The 25,005-nt window shown below is 64.4% G+C and carries 27 protein-coding genes; 17 read left to right on the top strand and 10 right to left on the bottom strand.

The window, feature by feature from the left end:
* Positions 1-41 precede the first annotated feature (41 nt).
* Positions 42-479, bottom strand: a complete 438-nt coding sequence (locus HX881_RS04385) for a hypothetical protein (protein WP_017126025.1) — start codon at positions 477-479, stop codon at positions 42-44.
* A gap of 183 nt (positions 480-662) precedes the next feature.
* Complete coding sequence (locus HX881_RS04380) at positions 663-1,193, bottom strand: winged helix-turn-helix transcriptional regulator (protein WP_103032682.1); 531 nt, start codon at positions 1,191-1,193, stop codon at positions 663-665.
* A 244-nt stretch (positions 1,194-1,437) separates the two neighbouring features.
* Here HX881_RS04380 and HX881_RS04375 point away from each other — a divergent pair, with 244 nt between their 5' ends.
* The 3 genes from HX881_RS04375 to HX881_RS04365 all read left to right on the top strand — a co-directional run bounded on the left by HX881_RS04375 (position 1,438) and on the right by HX881_RS04365 (position 4,130).
* Positions 1,438-2,532, top strand: coding sequence for an NmrA family NAD(P)-binding protein (locus HX881_RS04375; protein ID WP_017126022.1), 1,095 nt, complete (start codon positions 1,438-1,440; stop codon positions 2,530-2,532).
* Positions 2,533-2,724: 192 nt separating this feature from the next.
* Entirely contained in the window at positions 2,725-2,976 is a 252-nt protein-coding gene (locus HX881_RS04370; RefSeq protein ID WP_017126021.1) for a hypothetical protein, read from the top strand.
* Positions 2,973-4,130: an NnrS family protein gene (locus HX881_RS04365; RefSeq protein ID WP_177083055.1), complete on the top strand. Its 1,158-nt coding sequence runs from the start codon at positions 2,973-2,975 to the stop codon at positions 4,128-4,130. The genes HX881_RS04370 and HX881_RS04365 overlap by 4 nt, the downstream gene beginning before the upstream one ends.
* A gap of 62 nt (positions 4,131-4,192) precedes the next feature.
* Here the strand turns inward: HX881_RS04365 and HX881_RS04360 are convergent, their stop codons facing one another.
* The 3 genes from HX881_RS04360 to HX881_RS04350 form a co-directional block, all read right to left on the bottom strand.
* Positions 4,193-5,119 (bottom strand): transglycosylase SLT domain-containing protein, encoded by a 927-nt coding sequence (locus tag HX881_RS04360; RefSeq protein ID WP_083875316.1) that lies wholly within the window; start codon positions 5,117-5,119, stop codon positions 4,193-4,195.
* Between the two features lie 137 nt (positions 5,120-5,256).
* Entirely contained in the window at positions 5,257-5,676 is a 420-nt protein-coding gene (locus HX881_RS04355) for a cupin domain-containing protein (RefSeq protein ID WP_017126018.1), read from the bottom strand.
* Positions 5,677-5,757: 81 nt separating this feature from the next.
* A complete protein-coding gene (locus tag HX881_RS04350; protein WP_017126017.1) occupies positions 5,758-6,033 on the bottom strand; it encodes a putative quinol monooxygenase in 276 nt (91 codons plus the stop codon).
* Between the two features lie 228 nt (positions 6,034-6,261).
* Here HX881_RS04350 and HX881_RS04345 point away from each other — a divergent pair, with 228 nt between their 5' ends.
* Together HX881_RS04345 and HX881_RS04340 are read left to right on the top strand one after the other, a co-directional pair.
* Positions 6,262-6,702, top strand: coding sequence for a carboxymuconolactone decarboxylase family protein (locus tag HX881_RS04345; protein WP_103032683.1), 441 nt, complete (start codon positions 6,262-6,264; stop codon positions 6,700-6,702).
* 44 nt (positions 6,703-6,746) lie between these two features.
* A complete protein-coding gene (locus HX881_RS04340; protein ID WP_017126015.1) occupies positions 6,747-7,382 on the top strand; it encodes an FMN-dependent NADH-azoreductase in 636 nt (211 codons plus the stop codon).
* 14 nt (positions 7,383-7,396) lie between these two features.
* Here HX881_RS04340 and HX881_RS04335 read toward each other — a convergent pair whose 3' ends face one another.
* Positions 7,397-7,723: a hypothetical protein gene (locus HX881_RS04335; protein WP_177083053.1), complete on the bottom strand. Its 327-nt coding sequence runs from the start codon at positions 7,721-7,723 to the stop codon at positions 7,397-7,399.
* A 318-nt stretch (positions 7,724-8,041) separates the two neighbouring features.
* Here HX881_RS04335 and HX881_RS04330 point away from each other — a divergent pair, with 318 nt between their 5' ends.
* The 4 genes from HX881_RS04330 (at position 8,042) to HX881_RS04315 (ending at position 10,920) form a co-directional block, all read left to right on the top strand.
* Positions 8,042-8,506, top strand: coding sequence for a hypothetical protein (locus HX881_RS04330; RefSeq protein ID WP_177083051.1), 465 nt, complete (start codon positions 8,042-8,044; stop codon positions 8,504-8,506).
* A 173-nt stretch (positions 8,507-8,679) separates the two neighbouring features.
* Positions 8,680-9,390: a TonB-dependent outer membrane receptor gene (locus tag HX881_RS04325; RefSeq protein WP_244861735.1), complete on the top strand. Its 711-nt coding sequence runs from the start codon at positions 8,680-8,682 to the stop codon at positions 9,388-9,390.
* The gene (locus HX881_RS04320; protein WP_103032684.1) at positions 9,387-9,932 is read left to right on the top strand and encodes a sigma-70 family RNA polymerase sigma factor; all 546 of its coding nucleotides are present in this window, start codon (positions 9,387-9,389) and stop codon (positions 9,930-9,932) included. Before HX881_RS04325 ends, HX881_RS04320 begins: the two co-directional genes overlap by 4 nt.
* Positions 9,933-9,969: 37 nt before the next feature.
* Entirely contained in the window at positions 9,970-10,920 is a 951-nt protein-coding gene (locus HX881_RS04315) for a FecR family protein (protein WP_177083041.1), read from the top strand.
* A gap of 188 nt (positions 10,921-11,108) precedes the next feature.
* Here the strand turns inward: HX881_RS04315 and HX881_RS04310 are convergent, their stop codons facing one another.
* Both HX881_RS04310 and gspH read right to left on the bottom strand, forming a co-directional pair.
* Entirely contained in the window at positions 11,109-11,717 is a 609-nt protein-coding gene (locus HX881_RS04310; RefSeq protein WP_017126009.1) for a prepilin-type N-terminal cleavage/methylation domain-containing protein, read from the bottom strand.
* Complete coding sequence (gspH, locus tag HX881_RS04305) at positions 11,714-12,169, bottom strand: type II secretion system minor pseudopilin GspH (RefSeq protein ID WP_177083039.1); 456 nt, start codon at positions 12,167-12,169, stop codon at positions 11,714-11,716. The genes HX881_RS04310 and gspH overlap by 4 nt, the downstream gene beginning before the upstream one ends.
* A gap of 128 nt (positions 12,170-12,297) precedes the next feature.
* Between gspH and HX881_RS04300 the strand changes: the two genes are divergently transcribed.
* A complete protein-coding gene (locus tag HX881_RS04300) occupies positions 12,298-12,729 on the top strand; it encodes a general secretion pathway protein GspC (RefSeq protein ID WP_177083037.1) in 432 nt (143 codons plus the stop codon).
* On the opposite strand, the gene gspI is transcribed toward HX881_RS04300, so the two are convergent.
* The gene (gene gspI / locus HX881_RS04295) at positions 12,689-13,114 is read right to left on the bottom strand and encodes a type II secretion system minor pseudopilin GspI (protein WP_017126006.1); all 426 of its coding nucleotides are present in this window, start codon (positions 13,112-13,114) and stop codon (positions 12,689-12,691) included. The two genes, HX881_RS04300 and gspI, sit on opposite strands and share 41 nt — an antisense overlap.
* A gap of 308 nt (positions 13,115-13,422) precedes the next feature.
* On the opposite strand from gspI, the gene gspG reads away from it, so the two are divergent.
* The 7 genes from gspG (at position 13,423) to gspF (ending at position 21,691) form a co-directional block, all read left to right on the top strand.
* Positions 13,423-13,872, top strand: a complete 450-nt coding sequence (gene gspG / locus HX881_RS04290; protein WP_017126005.1) for a type II secretion system major pseudopilin GspG — start codon at positions 13,423-13,425, stop codon at positions 13,870-13,872.
* 8 nt (positions 13,873-13,880) lie between these two features.
* The gene (gene gspK / locus HX881_RS04285) at positions 13,881-14,867 is read left to right on the top strand and encodes a type II secretion system minor pseudopilin GspK (RefSeq protein WP_177083035.1); all 987 of its coding nucleotides are present in this window, start codon (positions 13,881-13,883) and stop codon (positions 14,865-14,867) included.
* Complete coding sequence (gspL, locus tag HX881_RS04280; RefSeq protein WP_177083033.1) at positions 14,864-16,024, top strand: type II secretion system protein GspL; 1,161 nt, start codon at positions 14,864-14,866, stop codon at positions 16,022-16,024. Before gspK ends, gspL begins: the two co-directional genes overlap by 4 nt.
* The gene (gene gspM, locus HX881_RS04275) at positions 16,017-16,559 is read left to right on the top strand and encodes a type II secretion system protein GspM (RefSeq protein WP_177083031.1); all 543 of its coding nucleotides are present in this window, start codon (positions 16,017-16,019) and stop codon (positions 16,557-16,559) included. The genes gspL and gspM overlap by 8 nt, the downstream gene beginning before the upstream one ends.
* On the top strand, positions 16,556-18,961 hold the full coding sequence (gene gspD, locus HX881_RS04270) for a type II secretion system secretin GspD (RefSeq protein ID WP_177083029.1): 2,406 nt from the start codon (positions 16,556-16,558) through the stop codon (positions 18,959-18,961). Before gspM ends, gspD begins: the two co-directional genes overlap by 4 nt.
* 112 nt (positions 18,962-19,073) lie before the next feature.
* The gene (gene gspE / locus HX881_RS04265; protein WP_017126000.1) at positions 19,074-20,480 is read left to right on the top strand and encodes a type II secretion system ATPase GspE; all 1,407 of its coding nucleotides are present in this window, start codon (positions 19,074-19,076) and stop codon (positions 20,478-20,480) included.
* Positions 20,480-21,691, top strand: coding sequence for a type II secretion system inner membrane protein GspF (gene gspF, locus HX881_RS04260; protein ID WP_103032685.1), 1,212 nt, complete (start codon positions 20,480-20,482; stop codon positions 21,689-21,691). The genes gspE and gspF overlap by 1 nt, the downstream gene beginning before the upstream one ends.
* 219 nt (positions 21,692-21,910) lie before the next feature.
* Here the strand turns inward: gspF and HX881_RS04255 are convergent, their stop codons facing one another.
* Positions 21,911-25,003 carry an efflux RND transporter permease subunit gene (locus tag HX881_RS04255; protein WP_177083027.1) on the bottom strand — a complete coding sequence of 1,031 codons (3,093 nt, stop codon included), beginning with the start codon at positions 25,001-25,003 and terminating at the stop codon, positions 21,911-21,913.
* Positions 25,004-25,005: the final 2 nt, after the last annotated feature.

Here is a 25,005-nt window from a genome sequence, read left to right as displayed (position 1 = left end):
AGGTTGCGTTTTGCGACAGCTGTATTACCGGGCTTTCGGAGTTACCCGGTGATTTCGAAATTGTTGATCCTTACCTGATAATGAAAGGAATCAACCGTTTCGGTATCGAAGATCAAGTCGCCCGAGATGTAGGGCCTCGAGTCGTTTTCCCTGATGGTCAATCTGGCGCGTTCGGCCCGGTAGATCAGCTCGGGAAAACCTGGCTGCACCATCATGTAGTAGATGTGATCCACTTCGTCGCCGGGAAACTCATACTCACCCGGTGGCAGTTGTCCGTTGCCGAGTGTGAAGCTTACCGAGTGCCGGACACCCCCCTCCAGCATGACGCCGAGGATGCGTGTGCCTTGCGTGTCGCGAAAGACATCGTCAGCGACAAAGTTCTTTTCGTCGCTTACAAACAGATTTTCGATCACCCCGATCATGACGCCTTCTGCCTTGGCGGAGCCCTTTTTGTGCTTGGCGTTCTGGAAGTCAGACATGTCGTTTCACCCTTCAATTGAAATATTGATGATGTTGATGCCCGGCTCATGTCTGAAGAACGGCGAAGTGTTTTTTCTGCTTCGAGCCGAGAAGCCCAGCTTCTTCCCGTTCCCGCGCAAGGGCTACTGTCAGAAATGACAGTTCAAAAGGCCGCCGGTCGGAAACCGGCCGGGCTCCACGGGTCAAACGCTTGGCGAGGCGACCGTGTCGTCGACCTTGTGGCGGCGTTCGGCATGGGACAGCCTCCAGCGGATCAGTTCGTCCGCTCCCGGGCCTGCCTCGATAGCCAGGTCCCTGGGGCTGATGGGCTCGCCGGTATCCTGGTCGATGAAACTCCACCCCACATCGCCCCCGGTCTTTCGATTCACGACCTTCAGCGGCGGTGTCGAAGCGCCCGAGACTCCCAGGCGATCGCCGATCTGCGCGAGTATCGGCAGGATCACGGCGATCTGCCGGCCCTTTGCGGTCAGCAGATATTCGAAGCGCTCGGGATTCGTCTGGTAACGCTGCCGCTCGACCAGATCGTGAGCCTCAAGGTGCTTGAGGCGGTCGCTGAGCGTCGCGTTGGTCACGCCGGATGACTGGCGAAAGTCGTCATAGCGGCTGAGACCGAGAACCAGATCGCGCAGGATGAGCAGGCCCCAGCGATCACCGATCGCGGCCATCACGCCGGCGATCGGACATACCATTCCGTCGAAACCTTTCGAACGCATAAGTCATTTCCTCGGGGGGCAGGGGAGGTTCGGTGCATCACTCTCTTCATAAGAGTCTAACTGATTCGCGGTGCCGACACAGGCATGCCGGCCCAGGACGTGGATCGTGTTCGAGTTTCTTCGAGCAGAAAGGGTGCTTGTTCACCTAGTAACTCTTATTATAAGATCGACTTGGGCCGTTACCGATGAAACCCTCGCCGCGAATGCCCGGATGCCCCTTTTCGTCATGTTCAAGGAGATATCGATGCCTTCCCAAACCCCTTCCAGGATCTTTGTTGTCGGCGGTACCGGTGCCCAGGGCTTGCCCGTCATCCGTGCCCTGGTCGCCGACGGTAAATACACCGTCCGGGCCCTCAGTCGCGATGCCAACTCGCGTCGGGCCAAGGCCTTGCTCGCGCTGGGTAATGTTTCGATCCTCGAGGGCACGTTTGCCGATGAGGCCACCCTGCGGGAAGGCTTTCGCGGGTGCGACGGCGCCTATATCAACATCGACGGGTTCAACACCGGCGAGAAGACCGAGATCTACTGGGCCATCCGCAGCTATGAGATCGCCATCGAAGAAGGCGTCCGCTTCTTCGTCTACGGCAATCTCGACTACGCGCTCAAGAAGGCCGGTTATGACTCCAGGTTCCGGACCGGTCACTACGACGGCAAGGGGCGAATCGGTGAGTGGATCCTGTTCCAGAACCAGGTCAACAGGGACCGGATGGGGGCGGCCGTGTTCACCACGGGGCCCTACATGGAAATGGCGATCTCGGCGATGACACCCATGACGCCTTCGGTAGAAGACGGTGTGGTGACCTGGCGGGTGCCGCTCGGCACCGGTGCCATACCCCATGTAGCACTCGAGGACTGCGGGTATTACGCCCGCTGGTTGTTCGACAATCAGCAGCAGGCGAACGGCATGAACCTGGAGGTTGCCATCGAACATGTCGACTATCACGCCCTGGCCGCGGCGTTCGAGAAGGTCACCGGGCATCCGGCGCGCTACATCGACACGGAGCTGGAAACCTACTGGAACGGTCCGCTGAAGATGGCCGCCCAGTTGCCTGCCGGTTACAACGCCGATCCCAACGACAAAAGCACCATGAGTTTCCGCGACAACTTCACCGGCTTCTGGAATGTCTGGAAGCATGGAATCGTCGAGCGCGACTACGCGCTGCTGGATGAAATCCATCCCAACCGCATCAAGAGCGTCGAGCAATGGCTCCAGCGCGAAGATCAGGCGGGCAGGGCTTTGGGCAAGGGCGGCCTCTGGGAACGGCTCCAGCCGGAAAACCTGTACACCGCGCCACCGCTGCTCAAGCTGGCCGAGGACAAGCGGCAGGGTCGCTTGTAATCGCCGGATTCGGTGGCGGCGGTTGAATGGGGTAGAGTCATAGTGACCTCTTTTCGTGTCTTTATGACTACTCTTCGGTTGTGGTCAAATTGACTTGTATGCCTCTAACTGTTTGATTTTAATTGATTATATGACTGGCACGATTCGTGATGCAGTTCAGGTGTCACTGAACTGCACCGGGAGTGCCATGTCATGTTCGCCTTTCTCGAATCCCCGCTGAATGTCCTGCACCTGTCCACTCGTATCCTTGTCCTCGGGCTGCTCCTGTTAAGCCTGGGCATCTATGGTGCCTACCTCTACGACGGTCATCTCGGCCTGCCGGTGCTGGTGTCGATGCACGCGATGGTGATTCTCGGCCCGACCCTGTTGAAGATCGGCTATGTGATGCGCCTGCTCGCCCAGCGCCAGTTGGGTCTTGCCGGCCAGCGGCTGCAAATTGCATGAAGTCGCTACCGCTCTGGAGCCTGGGCTTTCGACCATTCTTTCTCGGTGGGGCGCTGTTCGCCTGTATCGCCCTGGCGGGCTGGGGTGTCTGGCTGTACGGCGGTTTCGGCAACTGGCAGCCGTTCGCCGGCGGACTGGCCTGGCACCGGCACGAGATGCCGTTCGGCTTCACCGGCGCGCTGATTGCGGGCTTTCTGCTGACCGCCGTGCCCAACTGGACCGGAGGCCCTGGTACCCATGGCTGGCCGTTGATCGGCTTGTTCGCGCTCTGGTCATTGGCGCGTATCGCCTGGTGGCTGCCGCTGCCCGGTACCTGGGTGATTGCCCTGCAACTGCCGTTCCTGCCCACGCTGGCCTGGTTGCTCGGGCAGCAGTTGCTGGCGGCGAAGAAGCGCAACAACTATCCCATTGTCGCGGTGCTGGGCTTGTTGGCTGTCTGTCAGGGACTGACGCTGTGGGGCATCGTGGAGCAGGACGACGGCTTGCAGCGTCGTGGGGTACTGGCCGGAATATGGTTGGTTGCCGCCCTTATGAGCGTGATCGGCGGGCGGGTCATACCGTTCTTCATCCAGCGCGGGCTCGGTAGCAGCGTGCCGTTCGTGGCCCTGGCCCATGAGGACAAGGTGCTGTTGCTCGGCACGTTGCTGGTGGCCTTGTTGACGGCCTGTGGTCTCGGCGAGTCTGCCCATTCATGGTTGGCGGCGCTCTACCTGCCGTTGGCCGGGTTGCATGGCCTGCGCCTGTGGCGCTGGCATGATCGCGGACTCTGGCGGGTGCCGCTGCTCTGGTCGCTGTACCTGGCCTATGGCTGGCTGTTGATGGCCACGCTGGGCATGGCCGCCTGGCATCTGGGGTGGCTGGTGCAACAGAGCCTGGTCAGTCATGGCCTGGCGGTTGGCGGTATCGGTGGGATGATCCTGGCGATGATCGCCCGGGTCAGCCTGGGGCATACCGGACGTGCCCTGCAGCCGCCCAGGGCGCTGGGCTGGGCATTTGCCGCGTTGCAACTGGGGGCGCTGTGCCGCATTGTCCTGGTGCCGTTCCTCGATCTCGGCCTGGGGATCGCCGCAGCGCTCTGGAGCCTGTCGTTCGCGCTGTTCCTGATCCATTACACGGGCATGCTGCTGCAGCCACGGATCGCGTCCCGGGCGTAGCGCCACGCCGGCACTTCAACGGGCTCGAAATGCCGGCAGGACCTATGGGACGGCGGGTATCCTCAAGCTACGTTGTTGCGCAACTGCTGGGCAATCTTTTCTACACTGGCGGCGTACTCGTCGGCCTTGATCACCCGGCCATAGGAGTCCGTCGCGCCCGGCTTCCAGTTATCACCGCCGTTGTACTTCTGCAGTTGGGAGGTCGTGTCGCCACCTTTGCTGCCCATGATCAGCGCGGCCATTGCCACCTGATCCGACTGGCTGCCATGGTTGTAGGCGTGCCCGGTCTTTTCCTGGAACTGGCTGGCGTAGGCGGCCCGTGTGCTCGGTTCCACCTGCATGACGCCGTCGCCGCCGCTGGGGCCGGAAAGATCCTTGCCGAAGTTGCTTTCCTGCTTCGACTGCGCCGCCAGTACGTAGGGGTCGACACCGAATTTCTTGCCGGACTCCACGCAATCTTTCCAGAGGCTCTGGGGCATGCCTTTGGGGGCGTTGCCGACATCGGCCGTACTGGCGGCGCCGTCGGCACCTTGCGCTTTCTGCGGGCTGTTGCCGGGTTGAGCCGCGAGGTTCTGCGGCGCGGGCGAAGCGCCGCTGCCTGATGGACGGCTGTTGCCGGCTCCGGCAGCGCCCCCGGCTTTGTCCGAGTCGCTGTCGCTATCGTCCGCGTTGCTACCGCCCATCATTTTCATCAAGGCTTGCAACAGGGACTGCAGCAGCTTGATGACTTCGTCCATGCCACCGGCTTCGCCCTCGTTGCCGGGCGATTGCACCGAGCGGTTATGGGCTGCCGAGGCGTGTGAGGCGTCATGTGTGCCCTCGATTCGCGACGAGGGCGGGGCAAAGTTCACCGCACCACCGTTGCCACTGCCGAACAGCAAGGAGGCGGCAAGGTTGTTCTGTCCGTTGTGGCCAGCCGTTGCGGAATGTTCGTGTGGCGTGAGGTTCTGCGGAATGAACGCAGATCCTCCGTTTACGGATAACGACATATGTGTGCTCCCTTGTTATCGCAGTGGTGAGATACCCGTCACGCAAGCGGATCTGGAAGGCTCATCGGAACGAGGTCAGAGCCTGTAGAAATGCCGCTTGCGTATCGGTGAGTGGTCGGGAGCGTGAATCAGGTTCCTTACTGATTCAGCGGAATCAGCACCGCGTCCTTCTCGTCCATGAACATGAACACCAGCAACCTGGCGGGCTTCTTGTCGCTGGCGTTCTTCGATACCAGGTGTTCGGAGCCGGCCGGTTCGTACCAGGATTGCCCGGCCTTGTAGGTGATCGCCTGTTCACCCTTGACCTGGGAGGTGATCTCGCCTTCCAGCACATAGGCCATGGCCGTGCCCTGGTGCTTGTGGGCAATCGAGGACTGTCCCGGCAGGTAGTCGACCGTCAGCATCATGGCTTTCTTGCCCGGCGCATTGAGCAGCGGGTGTTCCTGCAGCACGGTGATCTTTTCCTGACTGGAACCGGCTTCATGGGCAAAGGCGCCGGTGCTGGCGAGCAGGGTCGCGGCGATCAGGGTCGAGGTGACGAACTTCAGGGTTTTCATGATGTGTTCTCGCGTGGGAAGTGAATGCTGGAGCGCTCATGACCTGAGCGCTCGGAAATCAGGCACTCGGAAATCAAGAGCTCAGTGCTGGAAATCGATGCCGCAAGCCAGGCCGCCCAGCAGGTCGATAAAGCCCTGCAACGCCGGCAACTGGAAATGCGCTTGCAGCGCCGCGGGAGAGTGCCAGTGCCCGGTCACGGTCCAGTCGCCCGCCTCAGCGCCGCACACCACCGAATAGTCCAGGCAGCCGGGTGCGGAGCGCAGTGTTTCGACCAGGGCGTTCAACTGCTGTCCGAGCGCTTCGCTATGCCCCGGGACCGCCTTGAACCGGACAATGTTGATCACGTGAGCGGGCATTCTGGATTCTCCTGTGTGACGGCCGACCCGACGGCAGGGCGGTGTCGACAAAGAGTAGGGCGCGGGGCCGGCCGGACCTATAGCCAATTCCCGGCAAATCCCACGGGCCAATCCGGGGGCGCAGTTGGCCTCCGCAAAAAAGCCGGGATTGGCTATCCGTCATTTGGCGTCCGGGCCTTAGGCTGGGCGTCACTGAATCACGTCAATGAACCACGAGGGAGTCGCGCCTTGGAGCCACGCCTGGATTTCTATACCGCGTCACCCCAGGCTCTCAAGGGGTTGCTGTTGCTGGAAGAGGCCACCTTCGGCCTGTCCATCGAAAAGCCGCTGCTGGACCTGGTGAAGCTGCGGGTCTCGCAACTCAACCATTGCGCGTTCTGCGCCGATCTGCACAGCCAGGAGGCCCGCGGCGGGGGCGAGAGCGAACGGCGCCTGTACGGCATATCGGCCTGGCGCGACTCGCCGCTGTACAGCGCCCGCGAGCAGGCCGCGCTGGCCTGGAGCGAGGCCCTGACCCTGCTGGCCCACGATCCGGTCAGTGACGAGTTGTATGCCCAGGCCCGCCTGCAGTTCAGCGAGCGCGAACTGGTGGACCTGAGCATGGCGATTGCCGCGATCAATTGCTGGAACCGCCTGGCCGTGGCGTTTCGCCAACCGCTGGCGGTCTGAAGCCACCTTCTTCTCTTACATCTGTACCAAAGAGGTTATCTGCAATGAAACTGATGCACGTCGACGCCAGCGCGAAAGGTGAATGGTCCAACTCCCGGGCGTTGTCCCGGCATTTTATCGAGCAGTTGCGCGAGCTGGGGGTCGAGCTGGAAGTCGATTACCTGGACCTGAGCGTCGAAACCCCGCCCCATGTCACCGAGGCATTCGCGGTGGCGACCTATACCCATCCGCAGGCTCGCACGGAGGCGATGAAGCAGACGCTGGCGTCCTCCGATGCCCTGTGCAAGCGGGTCATGGCGGCCGATGCCTGTCTGTTCGCGATGCCGATGTACAACTGGTCGATGCCTTCGACCTTCAAGGCCTTTATCGACAGCATCACCCGTACCGAACTGACCTACCTGAATACCCCGGAAGGCATCGTCGGCCAGTTGACCCGGCAGAAGGTGCTGTTCCTGACCAGTCGCGGCGCCGACCTGCGGCCGGGCAATCCCATGGCCTGGATGGATGCGCTGACCCCGGCGCTGAAGGCGGCGTTTGCCTTTATCGGCGTGCGGGACCCGCAGTTCGTCGACGCGCAGCCATTGCAGTTTTCCGATGCCGAGGCTCGTCTTGAAGCCCTGGAGCGGGCCAAGGCAGAGCTGGCGGTCGTGGCCCGGCAGTGGGCGCTGCAGGCCGCCTGATCAGGCCGCCGGGCCTACTGCCCCGATGGCGGCCGTTGTGGCTTTACCGAGGTACCGAAGGTATTGCCCATGCGGATACTGGTCGCCGCCGGGGTGGCCAGGCCGACCTGGTTCGGCGCTTTTTTGCTGATGCCGGCTTTCAGGGCTTCCTGGTTTTTCTGATTGGCTTCGGCACTCTCCGGGCTGCTCATCTGCTGACTCAGGCAGTTGTAGTCCGGCGCCTTGTAGCCACCGACACTGACTTCGACGCAGCCGACCGGCGTGGCTTCCGCGGCCTGGCCCGGGCCGGACACACCGGCGGCGAGCAGAAGGATGCAGGCATAACTCGACAGGTACTTCATAAGGCCCTCCTGGCCGACCCCGAAGTGGGGTCCTGGAGCCCTGAGTCTAGTGCAAAGGCCGCGCCGGTTGGGTGATGGTTTTTTTGCAGTAGCCGAATGCCAGATAGCCTGTCCAGGCCCTGCCGATGACACCGGCTCCACGGCCGGTTTCCGATCAAAGGTCCTTCGAACTGTCATTTCTGACAGTAGGCATCACTCTCCAGGTAGGTAGAGACTGATTTATCGGTCCGACGTGCAAAGTCGTGGGCTGTTTCCCCTGCACATCAGCCAGGACTGAAAATCCGCATTTTCACGATTTAAACGCAAGGGTGAACCCACATGGCAGACATCGAGGATTTTGAAACGGGAGAAAGCGCGGCGAATACACCGCAGGCAACCACCGGGGAACTGGTCGGTACGCTCACCTCCTTGGGCATCAGCCTGGATTTTGAGACCACGTCAATGTATCGGGGCACAGTCGTATCGGGCGGCACTCGCGTACTGGTGGATATCGGTGACGCGGGTACGGGTAGGCGTAAACTGGAATTCACCCTGTCTGAAGCGGACCTGCCGTCGGGCACCTACCCCCTTCCCAGCGAAAAAATAAAAAACGTCCTCTACGCAACGCAACCGAATAATGAAGGTGCAATCAAGACCTACCCCGTCAAGAGTGGCGAGTTCGTACTGGTCAATCGCGCGCCAGAATTGTACCTGGCGGGCCACTTCAGATTTGAAACCCATCCAGTCGAAAACCTGGCCTATCTGGTTGCGGTTCATCGATTTGAAATCAAGGGACAAAATTGACGATACATCCACCAGGCATCGGCAGGGGCAGTAACCTCGGCACTTTGCCGTGCTTCGGATATCGGCAAACCGCAACGGCCACCCGAGACGCCGTAACAACAGGTTCATAAACAGCCATCAGGATAGCGGTTTTGAGGGACACGTCAGCAGTGCAGGGACTTCGATCCGTGGCCATGCGTCTGTCGTTTTTTCGCTTGAGCCTGGTGACCGTCGTCCTGGCCTGGCTGGTCGGTGGCGGGTTGTCCGCCTGCCTGGCCGCCGAGCCGCTCATGGTCGATCCCCAGGCCCGCGTCGAACTGGATATTGCCGCCCAGGACCTGGCTGGCGCACTGGATTCCTTCAGTCGCCAGACCGGGATGGCAGTGCTGGTGGATCGCGACCTGACCCGCGCACGGCGTTCGCTGGCGGTTCACGGGCGTTATCGCGCCAGCGAGGCCTTGAGCCTGTTGCTCACCGGCAGCGGGCTGATGGCGCGTTATGCCCGGGCCGATGCCTTTACCTTGCAGGTGGCGCAGGTCAGCGATGTACCGTCGCCCCGGGATCCTGGCGGCAGCAAGGGAGCGGCACTGGCCAGCAGTTATGCCCGGGCGATCCAGCTGGCGATTGAGCAGGCGCTGTGTGCCTTGCCGTTGACCCGGCCGGGGACCTACCGGGCGGTGTTGCAGGTGTGGATCGGCCAGGGCGGCGAGTTGCAGCACAGCCGCCTGGTCAGTTCGACCGGAGATGTTCAGCGCGACGGGGCGCTGGTGGAGCGCTTGCGCACGGTCCGGGTAGAGCGTCCGGCACCGTCGTCGCTGCGCCAGCCCGTGACCCTACTTTTAATGCCGGATTCAGCAGGAACAAGCATGGATTGCACAGAACGCAAAGGAGCCGCCGGAGTATGAAGAATATCGGGCACAGTCCGATGGTCCGGTTGTTCCTGACCTCCTACGACGACTTCAAGGTGCGCCTGCGGCGCCGCCTGGGTTCGGAGGATCTGGCCAATGACGTCCTGCATGAAACCTACCTGCGGGTCGACCGCATGGAGGCACCGCTGAACCTGACCCAACCCAATGCCTATTTGTACCGCATGGCCCTGAATATCGCCGCGGACCGGCGCCAGGCCGATGCCCGGTTGCTGACCGGCGAGGAAGTGGAGGAACTGTTGCAGCTCAGCGACGAAGCCCTCGACCCGGAGCGGGTGGTGGGGGGCCAGAAGGAAATCCAGTCGCTGCTCAAGGCCTTGTATGAATTGCCCCCGCGGCGCCGGCGGATCTTTATCGCCGCCCGCCTGGAAGAGGCGCCGCACCTGGAGATCTCCCAGCGTTTCGGCATCTCCACGCGCATGGTCGAGAAGGAGTTGAAGGCCGCGCTGGGCCATTGCGCGGCCCGCCTGGAAAGAAAAGTGATTCAGCGGTTCGGTCCCGGGGCGGGAAAACCGTCTTAGTAATACATCAGCGAAATCTTCGTGAGTACCTGTGCGCTTGAACACGACTTCCATCACCGAATTGCCGGGCGGCCAGACCGCCCGATTGCAGAGCGAAGCCCAGGATTGGCTGATTCTTCTGACCTCCGGCCAGGCCACCGGCGCCGATGCGCGCGCCCTGCGCCAATGGTGCGAACAAAGCCCCGAGCATGCCCGGGCCTTTGAACAGGCCAAGGTGTTGTGGCAGTCCCTCAAGCCGGCCCTCGAACAGTTGCAGCATCCGCCGCGGGCCCGACATTTCGGGCGCCGGGCGTTTCTCGGCGGGGCGATTGCCGCGTCGGCGGCTTTTTTCCTGGTGCGCGCCACGGTGCCGGGCGGTTTCTCCGGCCTGGGCGCCGACTACACCACTGAGGTCGGCGAGCAACGGCGGGTCGACCTGGCCGATGGCATCAGCCTGGAGCTCAATACCCAGACCCGGATCAATCGCCTGCCTTCGGTCAACGGTGACTCGCAGATCGAACTGGTCAGCGGTGAAGTGGAAGTGCTGGCGCGGACCCAGGCGCCGGTCAAGGTCCAGGCCGGCAGCGGCCTGCTGACGGCGGAACGGGCGCGGTTCAACCTGCGCAATCTCGACCAGAGCGTCTGCGTCACCTGTATCGAAGGCCTGTTGACGGTCGACGTGCAGGGGCGCCGGTTCCGTCTGGAGAGCGGTCGCCAACTGGTGTACGACGCCCATCAGGTCGGCGAGCTGCAGAATGCCGATCCGTCGGCGGTGATCGCCTGGCGCAACAAGATGCTGGTGTTCAACGACGCTACCCTGGCCAGCGTGATCAGCGAGATCAACCGCTACCGACCGGGCATGCTGGTGTTGCTCAACAGCGAGCTGGGCAAGCGCAAGGTGCAGGCGCGTTTCAGTCTCGATCAACTGGCGGGCGTGGCCTTGCTGATCCGCGATGCCTACGGTGCCAAGTGCACCGAATTGCCGGGCGGGGTGGTGTTGCTCAGCTAGTGTTGTTGTAGTGCCTGTTGGGCCTTTTCGCGGGCAAGCCCGCTCCCACGGTTAAAACTCCCATTGCGGGGGCTCGCCTGCGAAGAGGCCCTCAGCCCCCCCTGAAAATTCCTGATTCACCCGTGTTCCCTTGTGGGAGCGGGCTTGCCCGCGAAAGGGCTCTCAAGGTTTGCCACCCATTCCCGAGTTCACTCCAGCGGCCCCAGCACCTGCCGATAGCGCTCCAGCCCTTGCGGTGTATTGCGCACCAGGCTGATCTCCAGTCCCGTCGGATTGTCCTGCTGAGTGCCGGTCAGTCGCCGCCAGCCCTTGCCGGGCTGCCACACCCGCAGTTCCATCGACGTCACCTGCTCCAGTACCGCCACGCCGTCCTTGGGCGCCGGCAACGGGAAGCGCGTACGGGCAGGCGCCACCGCGCGATACAGCGTGCCGCCCTGCAACCACCAGCGCACCCGTTGCAGGCTGCCGTCCTGTTCCGCGGCCGTGCGAATCAGGTCGAGGCGAAAGCCCTTGCCCTCCGGGCTGCGCACCGTCAGGGCAGCGGGGGCCTGCGACGGTGGCGGCTCCTTGTCGGCAATCGGCGGTTCCACCAGTTCGATACCGGCACGCAAGGCCACGTCGCGCTCCAGTTGGCCCAGCGCCGCGAGCAGTTGACGGGTCTGTCCGGCGCTGGCCTTGAGGTGTTCGTCGGCGCGATTGACGCTGTCCAGGCCACGCCAGGCAATGATGCTGACCACCGCCATGAGCATGATCGCGATCATCACTTCGATCAGGGTAAAGCCGGCCTGGCGCTTCATTGCACGCGAATCTCGCCATTGGCAGCGCGCACCACGCCGATGCTGTGCTGGCCGTCGGAAAGCGAGACACGTAGCGGTGGTGCGATCCATTCGGCGTCCAGCACCAGGCTCTTGCCACGGTCGAGTTGCACCTGCATCGGTGTGCTTTGCCAGCGGGTCGGGCGCAGTTGCGGGTCGCCGTTGAATTGTTCGAGGCCGCCCTGGATATCCGCGCGACTGAAGCGATAGCCCCTGGCGTCGCTCAGCCAGCGGATTGGCCGGCCATCGGCGCGGGCTTCGGCCTGGGCCACCTGCAGGGCCTGGGCCAGGCGCTCGGCGTCCTTGCGCAGCAATTGCAGCGGATCGGGCTTGATGCTCAGGCTGATGGCCGCGCTGGCGATGCCGATGATCACCAGCACGACCATCAGTTCGATCAGGGTAAAACCCGCCTGGGCAGGGTATGGGGCATCCATTCGACAAGGCTCCTTGAGTCTCCTTGCATGCTGCGCGGCAAAGATGATGGGCGTGTGAAATAAAAACGTGAGAATTGCCTGTTAGGCTGAAAAGGTTTCGGATCACCCACGAAAAAGGAGCCTCGACGATGCAATGGACCCCGCGCTTTTCCCAGCCCCAGATTGTCCAGTCGGTGGGCCTGCTCGCGGCCCTGGCGGGCGCGGTGGTCTGGTCGACGCTGCTGCTGACCCCGGCCGTGTCCCAGGTGCCCGAGGGCCAGTCGCCGGGCGCGGTCGTGCGCAGTGACAATCCGGCGCTGCAGTGGTTTTCCAATCAGCCGGCGCAGCTCGATATCAAGGTTTCCGGAGTGATGGCCGGCGTGCGCGGCGCGGTGGCGATTCTCAGCCTGAACGACGGTCCGCCCCGCAGCTTTCTGGCCGGCGAGCGCCTGGGGCAGGGGGTGAAGCTGCTGGCAATCGAGGGCGATGGCATTCTGATCGAGCGTGGCACGGAAAAACTGCACCTGACCGTGACCCGTCTCAGCGAGGCGCCGTTCCTGCCGAAACTGACCCGACCCTGAGGTCCGACACCGCCGGCGGCGGGCTCAACAGGGTCTCCAGCCGCGCCAGCGGCGGCGCCTCGTGGCGTCGATCGAGCACCAGGATCTCGACCCTGAACAGCCGCGGACCGCCCCCCGGCCCGATGGTCTGGTCGCAGCGCAGGGCCATGCGGCCCTGATCGCATTCAAAGGATTTGCGCCCAAGGGGCAGGCGGCCCTCCAGGCGTAGCTCGGCCAGGCGACTCTGTGCCGCCAGCAGGGCCATGGAACGGTCGCGCAACAGACCGTTGCTCTGGGTCATCAGACCAGCCACGCGGATCGCCGCGGCCATCGCCACGGCAATGATTGCCAGGGCCACCAGCACTTCGATCAGGGTAAAGCCGCGTTGGCGGGGAGGGCGTTGCATGGGCGTCTCGGAACGGGAAACCGAGGCAGGAGCCTAGCGCGCTTGTTTGACCGCTTGCTGACCAAAGCTCCCGAGCTTTTCAGGCGGTAGCGGACTCTACCAGATCGTTCCCATGCTCTGCGTGGGAACGCTTCGCTGGACGCTCCGCGTCCGCTCTCGTGACGTGCAACGTCACGGGCCGCATGCCCACGCAGCGCGGGGGAACGATCTTCAAACCAAGGCCCTGTTCACCCGAGGATTTTCAATACCAGTGACATATCTTCTTGCAACAATCCGCCGCGAATCGAATCAAGCCAAGGATTGTCGAGATGGATATCGCGCGCATCAATTCCCGTTCCAGCACTCGTCGGGCACAACAGGGATTCACGCTGATCGAGATCATGGTGGTGGTGGTGATCCTCGGGATTCTCGCCGCCATGGTGGTACCCAAGGTCCTCGATCGTCCCGACCAGGCCCGGGCCACCGCGGCCAGGCAGGACATCGGCGGATTGATGCAGGCGCTCAAGCTCTATCGCCTCGATCACGGCGGCTATCCGAGCCAGAACCAGGGCCTGAAGATCCTCGCCGAGCGTCCGGCGAACGCCAAGGACAGCAACTGGCGCTCCTACCTGGAGCGCCTGCCCAACGATCCGTGGGGGCGTCCTTACCAGTACCTCAATCCTGGCGCCAATGGCGAAGTCGACGTGTTTTCCCTGGGTGCCGACGGCAAGCCGGACGGTGACGGGGTCAATGCCGATATCGGCTCCTGGCAACTGTAGCGCCAGCCATGAACGCCTATTCGCTGACAGCGGCGAAGCAACAGGGCATGGCGATCATCAGCGCCTTGCTGATCGCCGCCGTGGTGGCGGTGATCGCCGGCGGCATGCTCACTCGCGAGACGGTCTTTACCCGTGGCCTGGAGGCCGAGCAACTGCGGGTCCAGGGCTCCTGGCAGTTGCGCGGCGGCCTTGAGCTCAGTCGCCAATTGTTGTGGGAAGCCCGCCAGCGCGATCCGTTGACCCATCTGGCGCAAGCCTGGGCCCAACCCTTCGTCGCCTCGCCGTCGGGCGAGCGTGGCGGCCAGTTCGACGGCCGCCTGGAGGACGAGCAGGGCAAGTTCAACCTGCGCAACCTGGTGCAGGACGAGCGGGTCGACGCCGAACAGATGCAGGGCTTTGCCCGCCTGTGCGAGTTGCTCGGCGTCAAGGCGGCGGTAGGCCAGCGTATCGCCCAGCGGGTGATTGCCTCCTATCCACGGGTGTCGGACCCCGACCGCGTGCCGGCGACGACCGTGCGCGGCAGTTTCGACAGTGGCCGGCTGACCTCGCCCGGAGCCGCCCTCAAGCCACTGCCGGCGACCCGGCCGATGCTGCGCAGCCTGCAGGACCTCAGGAGCGTCGAGGGTGTGGATGAGCAGACCCTGGCCTTGCTCGCGCCCCATGTGACCATCCTGCCGGCCAACACCTGGGTCAACGGCAATACCGCGACCGCCGAGGTGCTGGCGTCCCAGGTCCCGGGACTGTCACCGCAACGTGCCCGGGGCCTGATCAACGAGCGCGATGCGGGGCAGTGGTTCATCAACCGCGGCGACTTCGTCAATCGCCTGCGCATGCCGCAATTGATCGTCACCGATATCAAGGTCGGGATCACCAGCGACTGGTTCCTGCTCACCGGGCAATCGCGTGGCGAGCGGCGTCGCGTCAGCCTGGCGGCGCTGTTGCACCGCAGCCAGGAGCAGATGCCCCAGGTGATCTGGTCGCGGGTGGGCGTATGACGTTGCTACGCGTGGCGCTGTCGCCCCTGGACAGCCTGGACCTCGACAGTCCGCTGGCCTTTGCCCGGCTGGATCGCCAGGGCCAGGTCGAAGCAACCGGCCAGGCCAGCCTGGCGCGCCTGGCCCAGGCGCATAAAGGCCTGGCCGTGGAGTGTTACCTGCATCCACGGGACAGCCTGCTGGCCAGTCTCGAACTGCCGGTCCTGGCGCCGGCGAAGGTTCGCGCAGCGGTCGACTGCGCTGCCCAGGCGTTGATCCTCGGCGGCTGCGAGTCGATGCATATCGTCCATGGCCCACGGGACACCGAGGGCCAGGTCCAGATCGCCTGGCTGCAACGTGCTGCGCTGGAACGCTTCGGCGCGTTGTTGCGACAGGCCGGGATCAAGCTGCGCGGCCTGTATCCGGCCGCCGGTTGCCTGCCGGTGATTGCCGGCGAGCCGGTGGTGGAGGCCCTGGATGAACACCTGCTGATCCGCCTGGGCACCGACCGGGCCGAGGTGCATCCGGATATCGATCAGGCGCTGGCGCAACTGCTCGGACGGGGCGAAGTGCTGCACTGGCTGGGCGAGCCGCCGCTGAGCCATGCCCTGGTCCAGGTATTGCCCGCCAATCGGCGCTGGAGCGGCCCGACACCGACCTGGGGCTTGCACGGTGCGTTGCGTCAGCCGGGAGCCGAAGGCGGTCACTGGGGCCGGGCGCTGGCCTGCTGCGCGCTGGCCGTGGTGGTCTGGGCGGTGGGCTTGAACCTCTATGCGGCGCGGCAGGTCGAGCAGGGCCAGCAGCTCAAGTCGTGGATGGTACAGCGGGTCAAGCAGGCCTTTCCGGCGCTGCCGATGGTGCTCAATCCCCTGCAGCAGGCCCGTCAGCAACTGACCCAGCGGCAGACGGCCGGTGACGGCGACAGCGATTTCTCCCGACTGGTCCAGCAGGCCGGCCTGGCGATGCCGTTCATGGTCGGTGGCGTGCAAAGCCTGGTGTTCGACAACGGTGAACTGCACCTCGATACCCTGTCGGACATGCGCAAGCCGGGCAACGGCGGTACCTGGCAGGCCACGCTGGTCCAGGCTGGCGTGCTGGCCACGCCGGCGCCCGAAGGCTGGACCCTCAGGGTCCAGGCCGAACCGATACAACCGGTGGCGGAGGCGGAAAATGAGTAACCCCTGGTTGAACCGGTACCGGGCCCGCTGGCAGGTCCTGGCAAGTCAGGCACAGGCGTACTGGAGCGGCCTGGCGTTGCGGGAAAAACGCCTGGTCAGCGGTATGGCCCTCGGTGTTTCGGCGCTGTTCGTCTGGCTGGTACTGATCCAGCCGCCGCTGAAGAAAATCGATTTCTGGGCGCTGGAAACTCCCAGGCTGCGCACTCAGGCCCAGACCCTCGACAGCTTGCTGCAAGGCCTGGCGATGCCGGGCGTCGACGGTGTCGAGCCGGGCCTGCGCGCCAGCCTCGAAGCCAGCGGGCTGGCCGGGCATTACCAATTGCAGGGCAGTGCCGAAGGCTGGCTGCTGACCTTCGACGACGCCCCGGCCGATGCGCTGGTGGGCTGGCTGCTGGGCAACCCCCGTTCTTTCACCCTGGAAGTGGTCGAGGCCCGTCTGCAACGCACGGGTACGACCGAACCCGATGGCTCGGCCGGCCGATTGTCCGGAACCGTTCGCATGGATCAGGCGCGTGGCGCTAAGGAAGCTTCATGAAGTGGTCAGGTTCTTTGTATGGGTTGCGTTGCCGGCAAGCGGCGGCCCCGTGGTTGCTGCTGGCGTTGACGGCGTGCAGCAGCGGCACGACACCGCAGGCTCCGCTGCTGGTGGAAAGCGAGCTGGGCCGGCCACTGGGCTCGACGGTCAAGAGCGGCGACGCCGTGGCGGATCGGCAGCGGGTCCAGGCCCAGGTCGAACAGCAACGGCGCGTGCAACATCCGCTGAACACCACGGGGAAAGGCAAGGGTGCTGCCGGTAAAAGCCTGCCGGCGAGCAACCCCCTGGGTGACCAGCCCGTGCAACTGAATTTTGTCGACGCCGATATCCAGGCGGTGGTCCGCGCCTTGTCGCGCTCCACCGGGCGGCAGTTTCTGGTCGATCCGCGGGTCAAGGGCAACCTGACCCTGGTTTCCGAAGGCGAAGTGCCGGCCCACCGGGCCTATGACATGTTGCTGGCGGCCTTGCGCATGCAGGGTTTCAGCGTGGTCGATGTCGGCGGTGTCAGCCAGGTGGTGCCGGAAGCGGACGCCAAGCTGCTGGGTGGGCCGATCTACAGTGCCGATCGCCCGGCGGAAAACGGCATGCTGACCCGCACCTTCCGCCTGCAATACGAGAATGCGGTCAACCTGATCCCGGTGCTGCGGCCGATCGTTTCGCCGAACAACCCGATCAATGCCTATCCGGGCAACAACACCGTGGTCATCACCGACTATGCGGAGAACCTGCAACGGGTGGCGAGCCTGATCGCCAGCATCGATACGCCGAGCGCCATCGACACCGATGTGGTGACCATCCAGAACGGCATCGCCAGCGATATCGCCAGCATGGTCGCCGAGCTGCTGGAGAACCAGGGCAACGATCCGACCCAGAAGATCAGCGTGCTCGGCGACCCGCGCTCCAACTCGATCATCATCCGCGCCAGCAGCCCGGAGCGTACGCAACTGGTGCGGGAACTGATCTACAAGCTCGACAATGCCCAGAGCAATCCGAGCAACCTGCATGTGGTCTACCTGCGCAACGCCCAGGCCGGCAAGCTGGCCCAGGCCCTGCGCGGCCTGCTCACCGGTGAAAGCGACAGCGGCGAAGGGCAGGGCGACCCGACCCGGGCGATGCTCAGCGGTGGCGGGAGCAACAGCAGCAGCCAGAACAACCAGAACAGCAGCCAGGCCAATGGCAGCACCCAGGGCAGCACCGCCACCAGCGCCAGCAGCGGCTCGGTTTACGGCCAGGGCGCCCGCTCCGGCGCCAGCCAGGCCGGTGGCGCGACGGCGTCCGGCGAGCAGAACGTGGCGTTTTCCGCCGGTGGCGTGACCATCCAGGCCGATGCCACCACCAACACCTTGCTGATCTCCGCACCGGAGCCGTTGTACCGCAACCTGCGCGAGGTCATCGACCTGCTCGACCAGCGTCGCGCCCAGGTGGTGATCGAAAGCCTGATCGTCGAAGTCAGCGAAGACGACGCCAATGAGTTCGGCGTGCAATGGCAGAGCGGCAACCTCGGTGGCAACGGTGTGATCGGTGGCGTCAACCTCGGCGGCACCGGGCTGGTCACCACCGCCAAGAACAGCATCGATGCCTTGCCCCAGGGCCTGAGTGTCGGCGTGGTCCGCGGCGCCGTGGACATTCCCGGGATCGGCCGGGTGATGGACCTCAAGGTGCTGGCCAAGGCCCTGAAAAGCAAGGGCGGCTCCAATGTGCTGTCAACGCCGAACCTGCTGACCCTCGACAACGAAGTGGCGAGCATCTTCGTCGGCCAGACCATTCCCTTTGTCAGCGGCCAGTACGTGACCAACGGCAGCAACTCGAGCAACAACCCGTTCCAGACCATCCAGCGCGAGGAAGTCGGTCTCAAGCTCAATGTCCGGCCGCAGATCTCCGAGGGCGGCACGGTCAAGCTGGATATCTACCAGGAAGTCAGCAGCGTCGATGATCGCGCCACCGCGACGGCCGCCGGCACCGTGACCAACAAGCGCGCGATCGACACCAGCATCCTGCTCGACGACGGGCAGATCATGGTCCTCGGCGGCCTGTTGCAGGACGGCTACACCCAGAGCAACGACGGCGTGCCGTTCCTGTCGGACATCCCCGGCATCGGCGCGCTGTTTCGCCACGAACGACGTACCACCAACAAGACCAACCTGATGGTGTTCCTGCGGCCCTACATCATTCGCGATGGTGCAGCCGGGCGGGCGATCACCTTGAATCGCTACGATTTTATCCGCCGCGCCCAGGGCAGCCTGCAGCCGGATCGCAACTGGGCCATGCCGGACATGCAGGCGCCGCAGTTGCCGAATGCCGCCGAAGCGATCCCCGGTTCGCAGCCGTCGCCCGTGCCACAGACGCCACGGGCGCCGATCCGCGCGGTGCCGGTGTCGCTCAATGACAGGTCGCAGCCATGAACCCTTGTGGGAGCGGGCTTGCCCGCGAAGCTTTTGGCGTCCTCGAGGTCCTCTTCGCGGGCAAGCCCGCTCCCACAGGTAGGGCGCAAGCGGCGCGAAGGGAGTGTTCACCATGAGTGCGTTGCCGTATGCCTGGGCCAAGGCGCAGCGGGTGGTGTTGTGCGACGGTGTGCTGAGTGCCTGTCCCTCGACGCCGGGCTGGGCCATCAGCGAGGTGCGCCGCCAGTTCGGTCCGGCGCGCCTGGAGCGGGTGCGCGACGAAGAACTCGACGGCCTGCTCGCCAGCTCCTACGCCGATACCGGCAGCGCGGCGGCGGTGGTCGGCGCGGCGGAAAACGAGGTGGACCTCGACCGGCTGATGCAGGACATCCCGGAAATCACCGACCTGCTGGACACCCAGGACGGCGCGCCGGTGATCCGCATGATCAATGCCTTGCTGACCCAGGCGGCACGGGACGAGGCCAGCGACATCCATATCGAGCCGTTCGAGACCCATTCGGTGGTGCGCTACCGGGTCGACGGCACGCTGCGCGACGTGGTGTCGCCACGCAAGGCGCTGCATGGCGCGCTGGTGTCGCGGATCAAGATCATGGCGCAGTTGGACATCGCCGAAAAACGCCTGCCCCAGGACGGTCGGATTGCCCTGCGGGTGGCCGGGCGTCCGATCGATATCCGCGTCTCCACCGTGCCCACCGGGCATGGCGAGCGGGTGGTGATGCGGCTGCTGGACAAGCAGGCCGGGCGCCTGCAACTGGAAACCCTGGGCATGGACCCCGACGTGCTGGCCCGGCTCGATCACCTGATCCGCCAGCCCCACGGCATCGTCCTGGTCACCGGTCCCACGGGCAGCGGCAAGACCACCAGCCTCTATGCCGCGCTGGCCCGGCTCGACGCCAGTACCAGCAATATTCTCACCGTCGAGGATCCGGTGGAATACGACCTGCCGGGCATCAGCCAGATCCAGGTCAACGCCAAGATCGACATGACCTTTGCCCTGGCCCTGCGGGCGATCCTGCGCCAGGACCCTGACATCATCATGATCGGCGAGATCCGCGACCTGGAAACCGCGCAGATCGCCGTGCAGGCCTCGCTCACCGGTCACCTGGTGCTGGCGACGCTGCACACCAATGACGCGGTGTCGGCGGTCAACCGCCTGATCGACATGGGCGTGGAGCCGTTCCTGCTGGCGTCGTCGATGCTCGGGGTACTGGCCCAGCGGCTGGTGCGACGGCTGTGCCAGCACTGTCGCGAGGAGGACCCGGCCACGCCGGGCACCTGGCGTCCGGTGGGCTGCAGCGCCTGCAATCACACCGGCTACAGCGGCCGTACCGGCATCCACGAACTGTTCTGCATCGACGATGACGTCCGCACCCTGATCCACCAGGGAGCCGGGGAACAGGCCCTGCGCCTGGCCGCTCGCGCGGCCGGCATGCTGAGCATGCGCGAGGACGGTGAACGCTGGGTGCGCAGCGGTGCCACGGCGCCGGAAGAAATCCTTCGCGTGACACGGGACGCCTGATGAATCGCTATCGCTTCGAAGCCGCCGACGCTCTCGGCAAGATCGAATCCGGCCATCTGGAGGCGGACAGCCAGAGTGCGGCGATGGGCGTGCTGCGCAGTCGCGGCCTGACCGCCTTGTCGGTCAAGGCCGACGGGGGCGAGAGTGGCGGGGCGGGCGGCGGTCTGTTCAGCGCCAAGCTGTCGGACAACGACCTGGCCTGGGCCACCCGCCAGCTGGCGAGCCTGCTGGGTGCCAGCCTGCCACTGGAGGCGGCGCTGAGCGCCACGGTGGAACAGGCCGAACGCAAGCATATCGCCCAGACCCTGAGCGCGGTGCGCGCCGATGTCCGGGGCGGCATGCGCCTGGCCGAAGCCCTGGCCAAGCGCCCCAGGGACTTTCCGGAGATCTACCGGGCGCTGATAGCCGCGGGCGAGGAGTCCGGCGACCTGGCCCAGGTCATGGAGCGACTGGCCGACTACATCGAGGAACGCAACAACCTGCGGGGCAAGATCCTCACCGCCTTTATCTATCCGGGCGTGGTCGGGCTGGTGTCGGTGGCCATCGTGATCTTCCTGCTCAGCTATGTGGTGCCGCAGGTGGTCAGCGCGTTTTCCCAGGCGCGCCAGGATCTGCCGGGGCTGACCCTGGTGATGCTCAACGCCAGTGACTTCATCCGCGCCTGGGGCTGGCTCTGTTTCAGCGTCATGGCCGGTGGTTTCTGGGGTTGGCGCCTGTACCTGCGCAAACCCGCGGCACGTCTGGGCTGGCACAGCCGGATCCTGCGCCTGCCGCTGATCGGGCGTTTTGTGCTGGGACTCAATACCGCCCGGTTCGCCTCGACCCTGGCGATTCTCGGCGGTGCCGGGGTGCCGTTGCTGCGGGCATTGGAAGCGGCGCGGCAGACGGTGTCGAACGATCGCCTGAGCCTGAGTGTGAGCGAGGCCACGGCGCGGGTCAGGGAAGGGGTGAACCTGGCAGCGGCGCTGAAGGTCGAGAAGGTCTTTCCGCCGGTATTGATCCACCTGATTGCCAGTGGCGAGAAAACCGGTTCGTTGCCGCCGATGCTGGAACGCGCGGCACAGACCCTGTCGCGGGACATCGAGCGGCGGGCCATGGGCATGACCGCGCTGCTCGAACCGCTGATGATCGTGGTGATGGGCGGGGTGGTGCTGGTGATCGTGATGGCGGTATTGCTGCCGATCATCGAGATCAACCAGCTGGTGCAATAGCCGAGACAGGAGTGTTGCCTGTGCCGGCCTCTTCGCTGGCAAGCCAGCTCCCACAAGTGTCCGAGTCGAACACAAACGATGCGCACGACCCGATTTCCTGTGAGAGCTGGCTTGTGCCAGCTCCCATAAGTGCCCGAGTCGGACACAAACAATGGGCACGACCCGATTCCCTGTGGGAGCTGGCTTGCCAGCGAAGGGGCCCTCGGGATCACTCCCTGATCAAGGCTCCTTGCGCTTGACCAGCTTCATCACCACCACAAAGAACACCGGCACGAACACCACGGCCAGGGTCGCGCTGATCATCCCGCCGATCACCCCGGTACCGATGGCCTGCTGGCTCGCCGAGCTGGCCCCGGTGGCGATCGCCAGGGGCACCACGCCGAGAATGAACGCCAGCGAGGTCATGATGATCGGCCGCAAACGCAACCGTGCGGCCTGTACCGTCGCGTCCAGCAGGTCATGGCCCTCGTCGTACAGGCTCTTGGCGAACTCGATGATCAGGATCGCATTCTTCGCCGACAGACCGATGATGGTGATCAAGCCGACCTTGAAGAACACATCGTTGGGCATCCCGCGCAAGGTTACCGCCAGCACCGCGCCGAGCACGCCCAGCGGCACCACCAGCAGCACCGAGGTCGGAATCGACCAGCTCTCGTACAGCGCCGCCAGGCAGAGGAACACCACCAGCAGCGACAGGCCGAGCAGGATCGGTGCCTGGGAGCCGGACAAGCGCTCCTGCAACGACAGCCCGGTCCATTCCAGGCCCAGGCCCGCCGGCAGTTGCGTCACCAGGCGCTGCATTTCCTCCATGGCCTGGCCGGTGCTGTAGCCGGGCGCCGACTCGCCGGAAATGGCAATCGCCGGGTAGCCGTTGTAGCGGGTCAACTGCGCCGGGCCCTGGGTCCAGCGGGCTTCGACAAAGGCCGACAGCGGGACCATCTTGCCGTTGCTGTTGCGCACATGGATCTTCAGCAGGTCCGCGACCTGGGCGCGCTGGTCGCCCTCGGCCTGGATCACCACCCGTTGCATGCGTCCCTGGTTGGGGAAGTCGTTGATATACGACGAACCCACCGCGGTGGAGAGGATATTGCCGATATCGGCAAACGACACGCCCAGGGCGTTGGCCTGCTTGCGGTCGACTTCCAGCTGCACCTGAGGCGCCTCGGCCAGGGCGCTTTCGCGGACATTGGCCAGTACCTTGCTCTTTGTCGCCGCCGCCAGCAGCTCGGTACGGGCCTGCATCAAGGCTTCGTGGCCGACGCCGCCACGGTCCTGCAGGCGGAACTCGAATCCGCTGGAGGTGCCCAGGCCATCCACCGGTGGCGGCAGGATTGCGTAGGCCACCGCATCCTTGAGGTCGCCGAAGGCGATATTCGCCCGTTCGGCGATGGCCGCCGCCGAGTCCTGGGCACTGCGCTGCGACCAGTCCTTGAGCGTGGTGAAGGCCAGCGCGGCGTTCTGGCCGCTGCCGGAGAAGCTGAAGCCGAGGATCATCGTGGTATCGCCGACACCGGGCTCCGTGGCGTTATTGGCCTCGATCTGTTCCACCACCTTGACCGTGCGGTTCTTGCTCGCCCCCGGCGGCAGCTGGATATCGGTGATGGTGTAGCCCTGATCTTCCACCGGCAGGAACGAGGCCGGCAGGCGGCTGAACAGCAGGCCGAGGACCACCACCAGCACGCCGTAGAGCAGCAGGTAGCGGCCGCTGCGTTTCAGGGCCTGGACCACCCAGCGTTCGTAGCCGGCGCTCATCTGTTCGAAGCGGCGGTTGAACCAGCCGAAGAAGCCGCCCTTGGCATGGTGTTCGCCCTTGGCGATCGGCTTGAGCAGGGTGGCGCACAGGGCCGGGGTCAGGGTCAGGGCGAGGAACGCCGAGAACAGGATCGAGGTCGCCATGGACAACGAGAACTGCTGGTAGATCACGCCCACCGAGCCCTGCATGAACGCCATGGGAATGAACACCGCCACCAGCACCAGGGTGATGCCGATGATCGCGCCGCTGATCTGGCCCATGGCCTTGCGCGTCGCTTCCTTCGGCGACAGGCCTTCATTGACCATGATCCGCTCGACGTTCTCCACCACCACGATGGCGTCGTCCACCAGGATACCGATGGCCAGCACCATGCCGAACATGGTCAGCACGTTGATCGAGAACCCCAGGGCCAGCATGGTGGCAAAGGTCCCCATCAGCGCCACCGGCACCACCAGCGTCGGAATCAGCGTGTAGCGGATGTTCTGCAGGAACAGGAACATCACCGCGAACACCAGCAGCATCGCTTCGCCGAGGGTGTAGACCACCTTGGTGATCGAGACCTTGACGAACGGCGAGGTGTCGTAGGGGATCTTGTATTCCACGTTCGCCGGGAAGTAGCGCGACAGCTCATCCATCTTCGCCCGTACCAGCGTCGCGGTCTTCAGGGCATTGGCGCCGGGGGCCAGTTGCACGCTGAAGGCGGTCGACGGCTTGCCGTTCAGGCGCGTCGAGTACTGGTATTCCTGGCTGCCGACCTCGACCCGGGCGACATCGCCGATACGTACGCTGGAGCCGTCCGGATTGGCCCGCAGGACAATGTCGGCGAATTCCTGGGGCGTCGACAGCTGGCCCTTGACCAGCACCGCCGCGGTGATTTCCTGGGTCGACGGCCCCGGCAGGTCGCCGATGCTGCCGGCCGATACCTGGGCGTTCTGCGCGGCCACGGCGGCGCTGACATCGGCGGCGGTGAGGTTGAAACCCACCAGCTTCTGCGGATCGATCCAGATCCGCAGGGCGCGTTCGGCACCGTACAGCTGGGCCTTGCCGACACCGTCGAGGCGCTTGATCTCGTTCATCACGTTGCGCGCCAGGTAGTCGCTGAGCGCGGTGTCGTCGTACTGGCCGTCATTGGAGGTGAGGGTCGCCAGCAGCAGGAAACCGGCGGAGACCTTCTCCACCTGCAGGCCTTGCTGGGTGACGGCGGCGGGCAGGCGTGGTTCTACTGCCTTGAGGCGGTTCTGCACGTCGACCTGGGCCATCTCCGGGTTGGTCCCGGGCTGGAAGGTCGCGGTGATGGTGGCGCTGCCCAGGCTGCTCTGGGATTCGAAATACAGCAGGTGGTCGGCACCGTTGAGTTCCTGCTCGATCAGGCTGACCACGCTTTCGTCGAGGGTCTGTGCCGAGGCGCCGGGATACACCGCGTAGATTTCCACCTTGGGCGGGGCGACGTTGGGGTACTGCGCCACCGGCAATTGCGGGATGGCGAGGACACCGGCGAGGAGAATAAACAGCGCGACCACCCAGGCGAAGATCGGGCGGTCGATAAAGAAGTGCGGCATGC

It is taken from the genome of Pseudomonas gingeri, from assembly GCF_013386115.1.
GTDB classification, from domain to species: domain Bacteria; phylum Pseudomonadota; class Gammaproteobacteria; order Pseudomonadales; family Pseudomonadaceae; genus Aquipseudomonas; species Aquipseudomonas gingeri.
The sequence above is the reverse complement of the archived record's forward strand: the minus strand, read 5'-3'. Positions and strand labels throughout refer to the sequence as shown.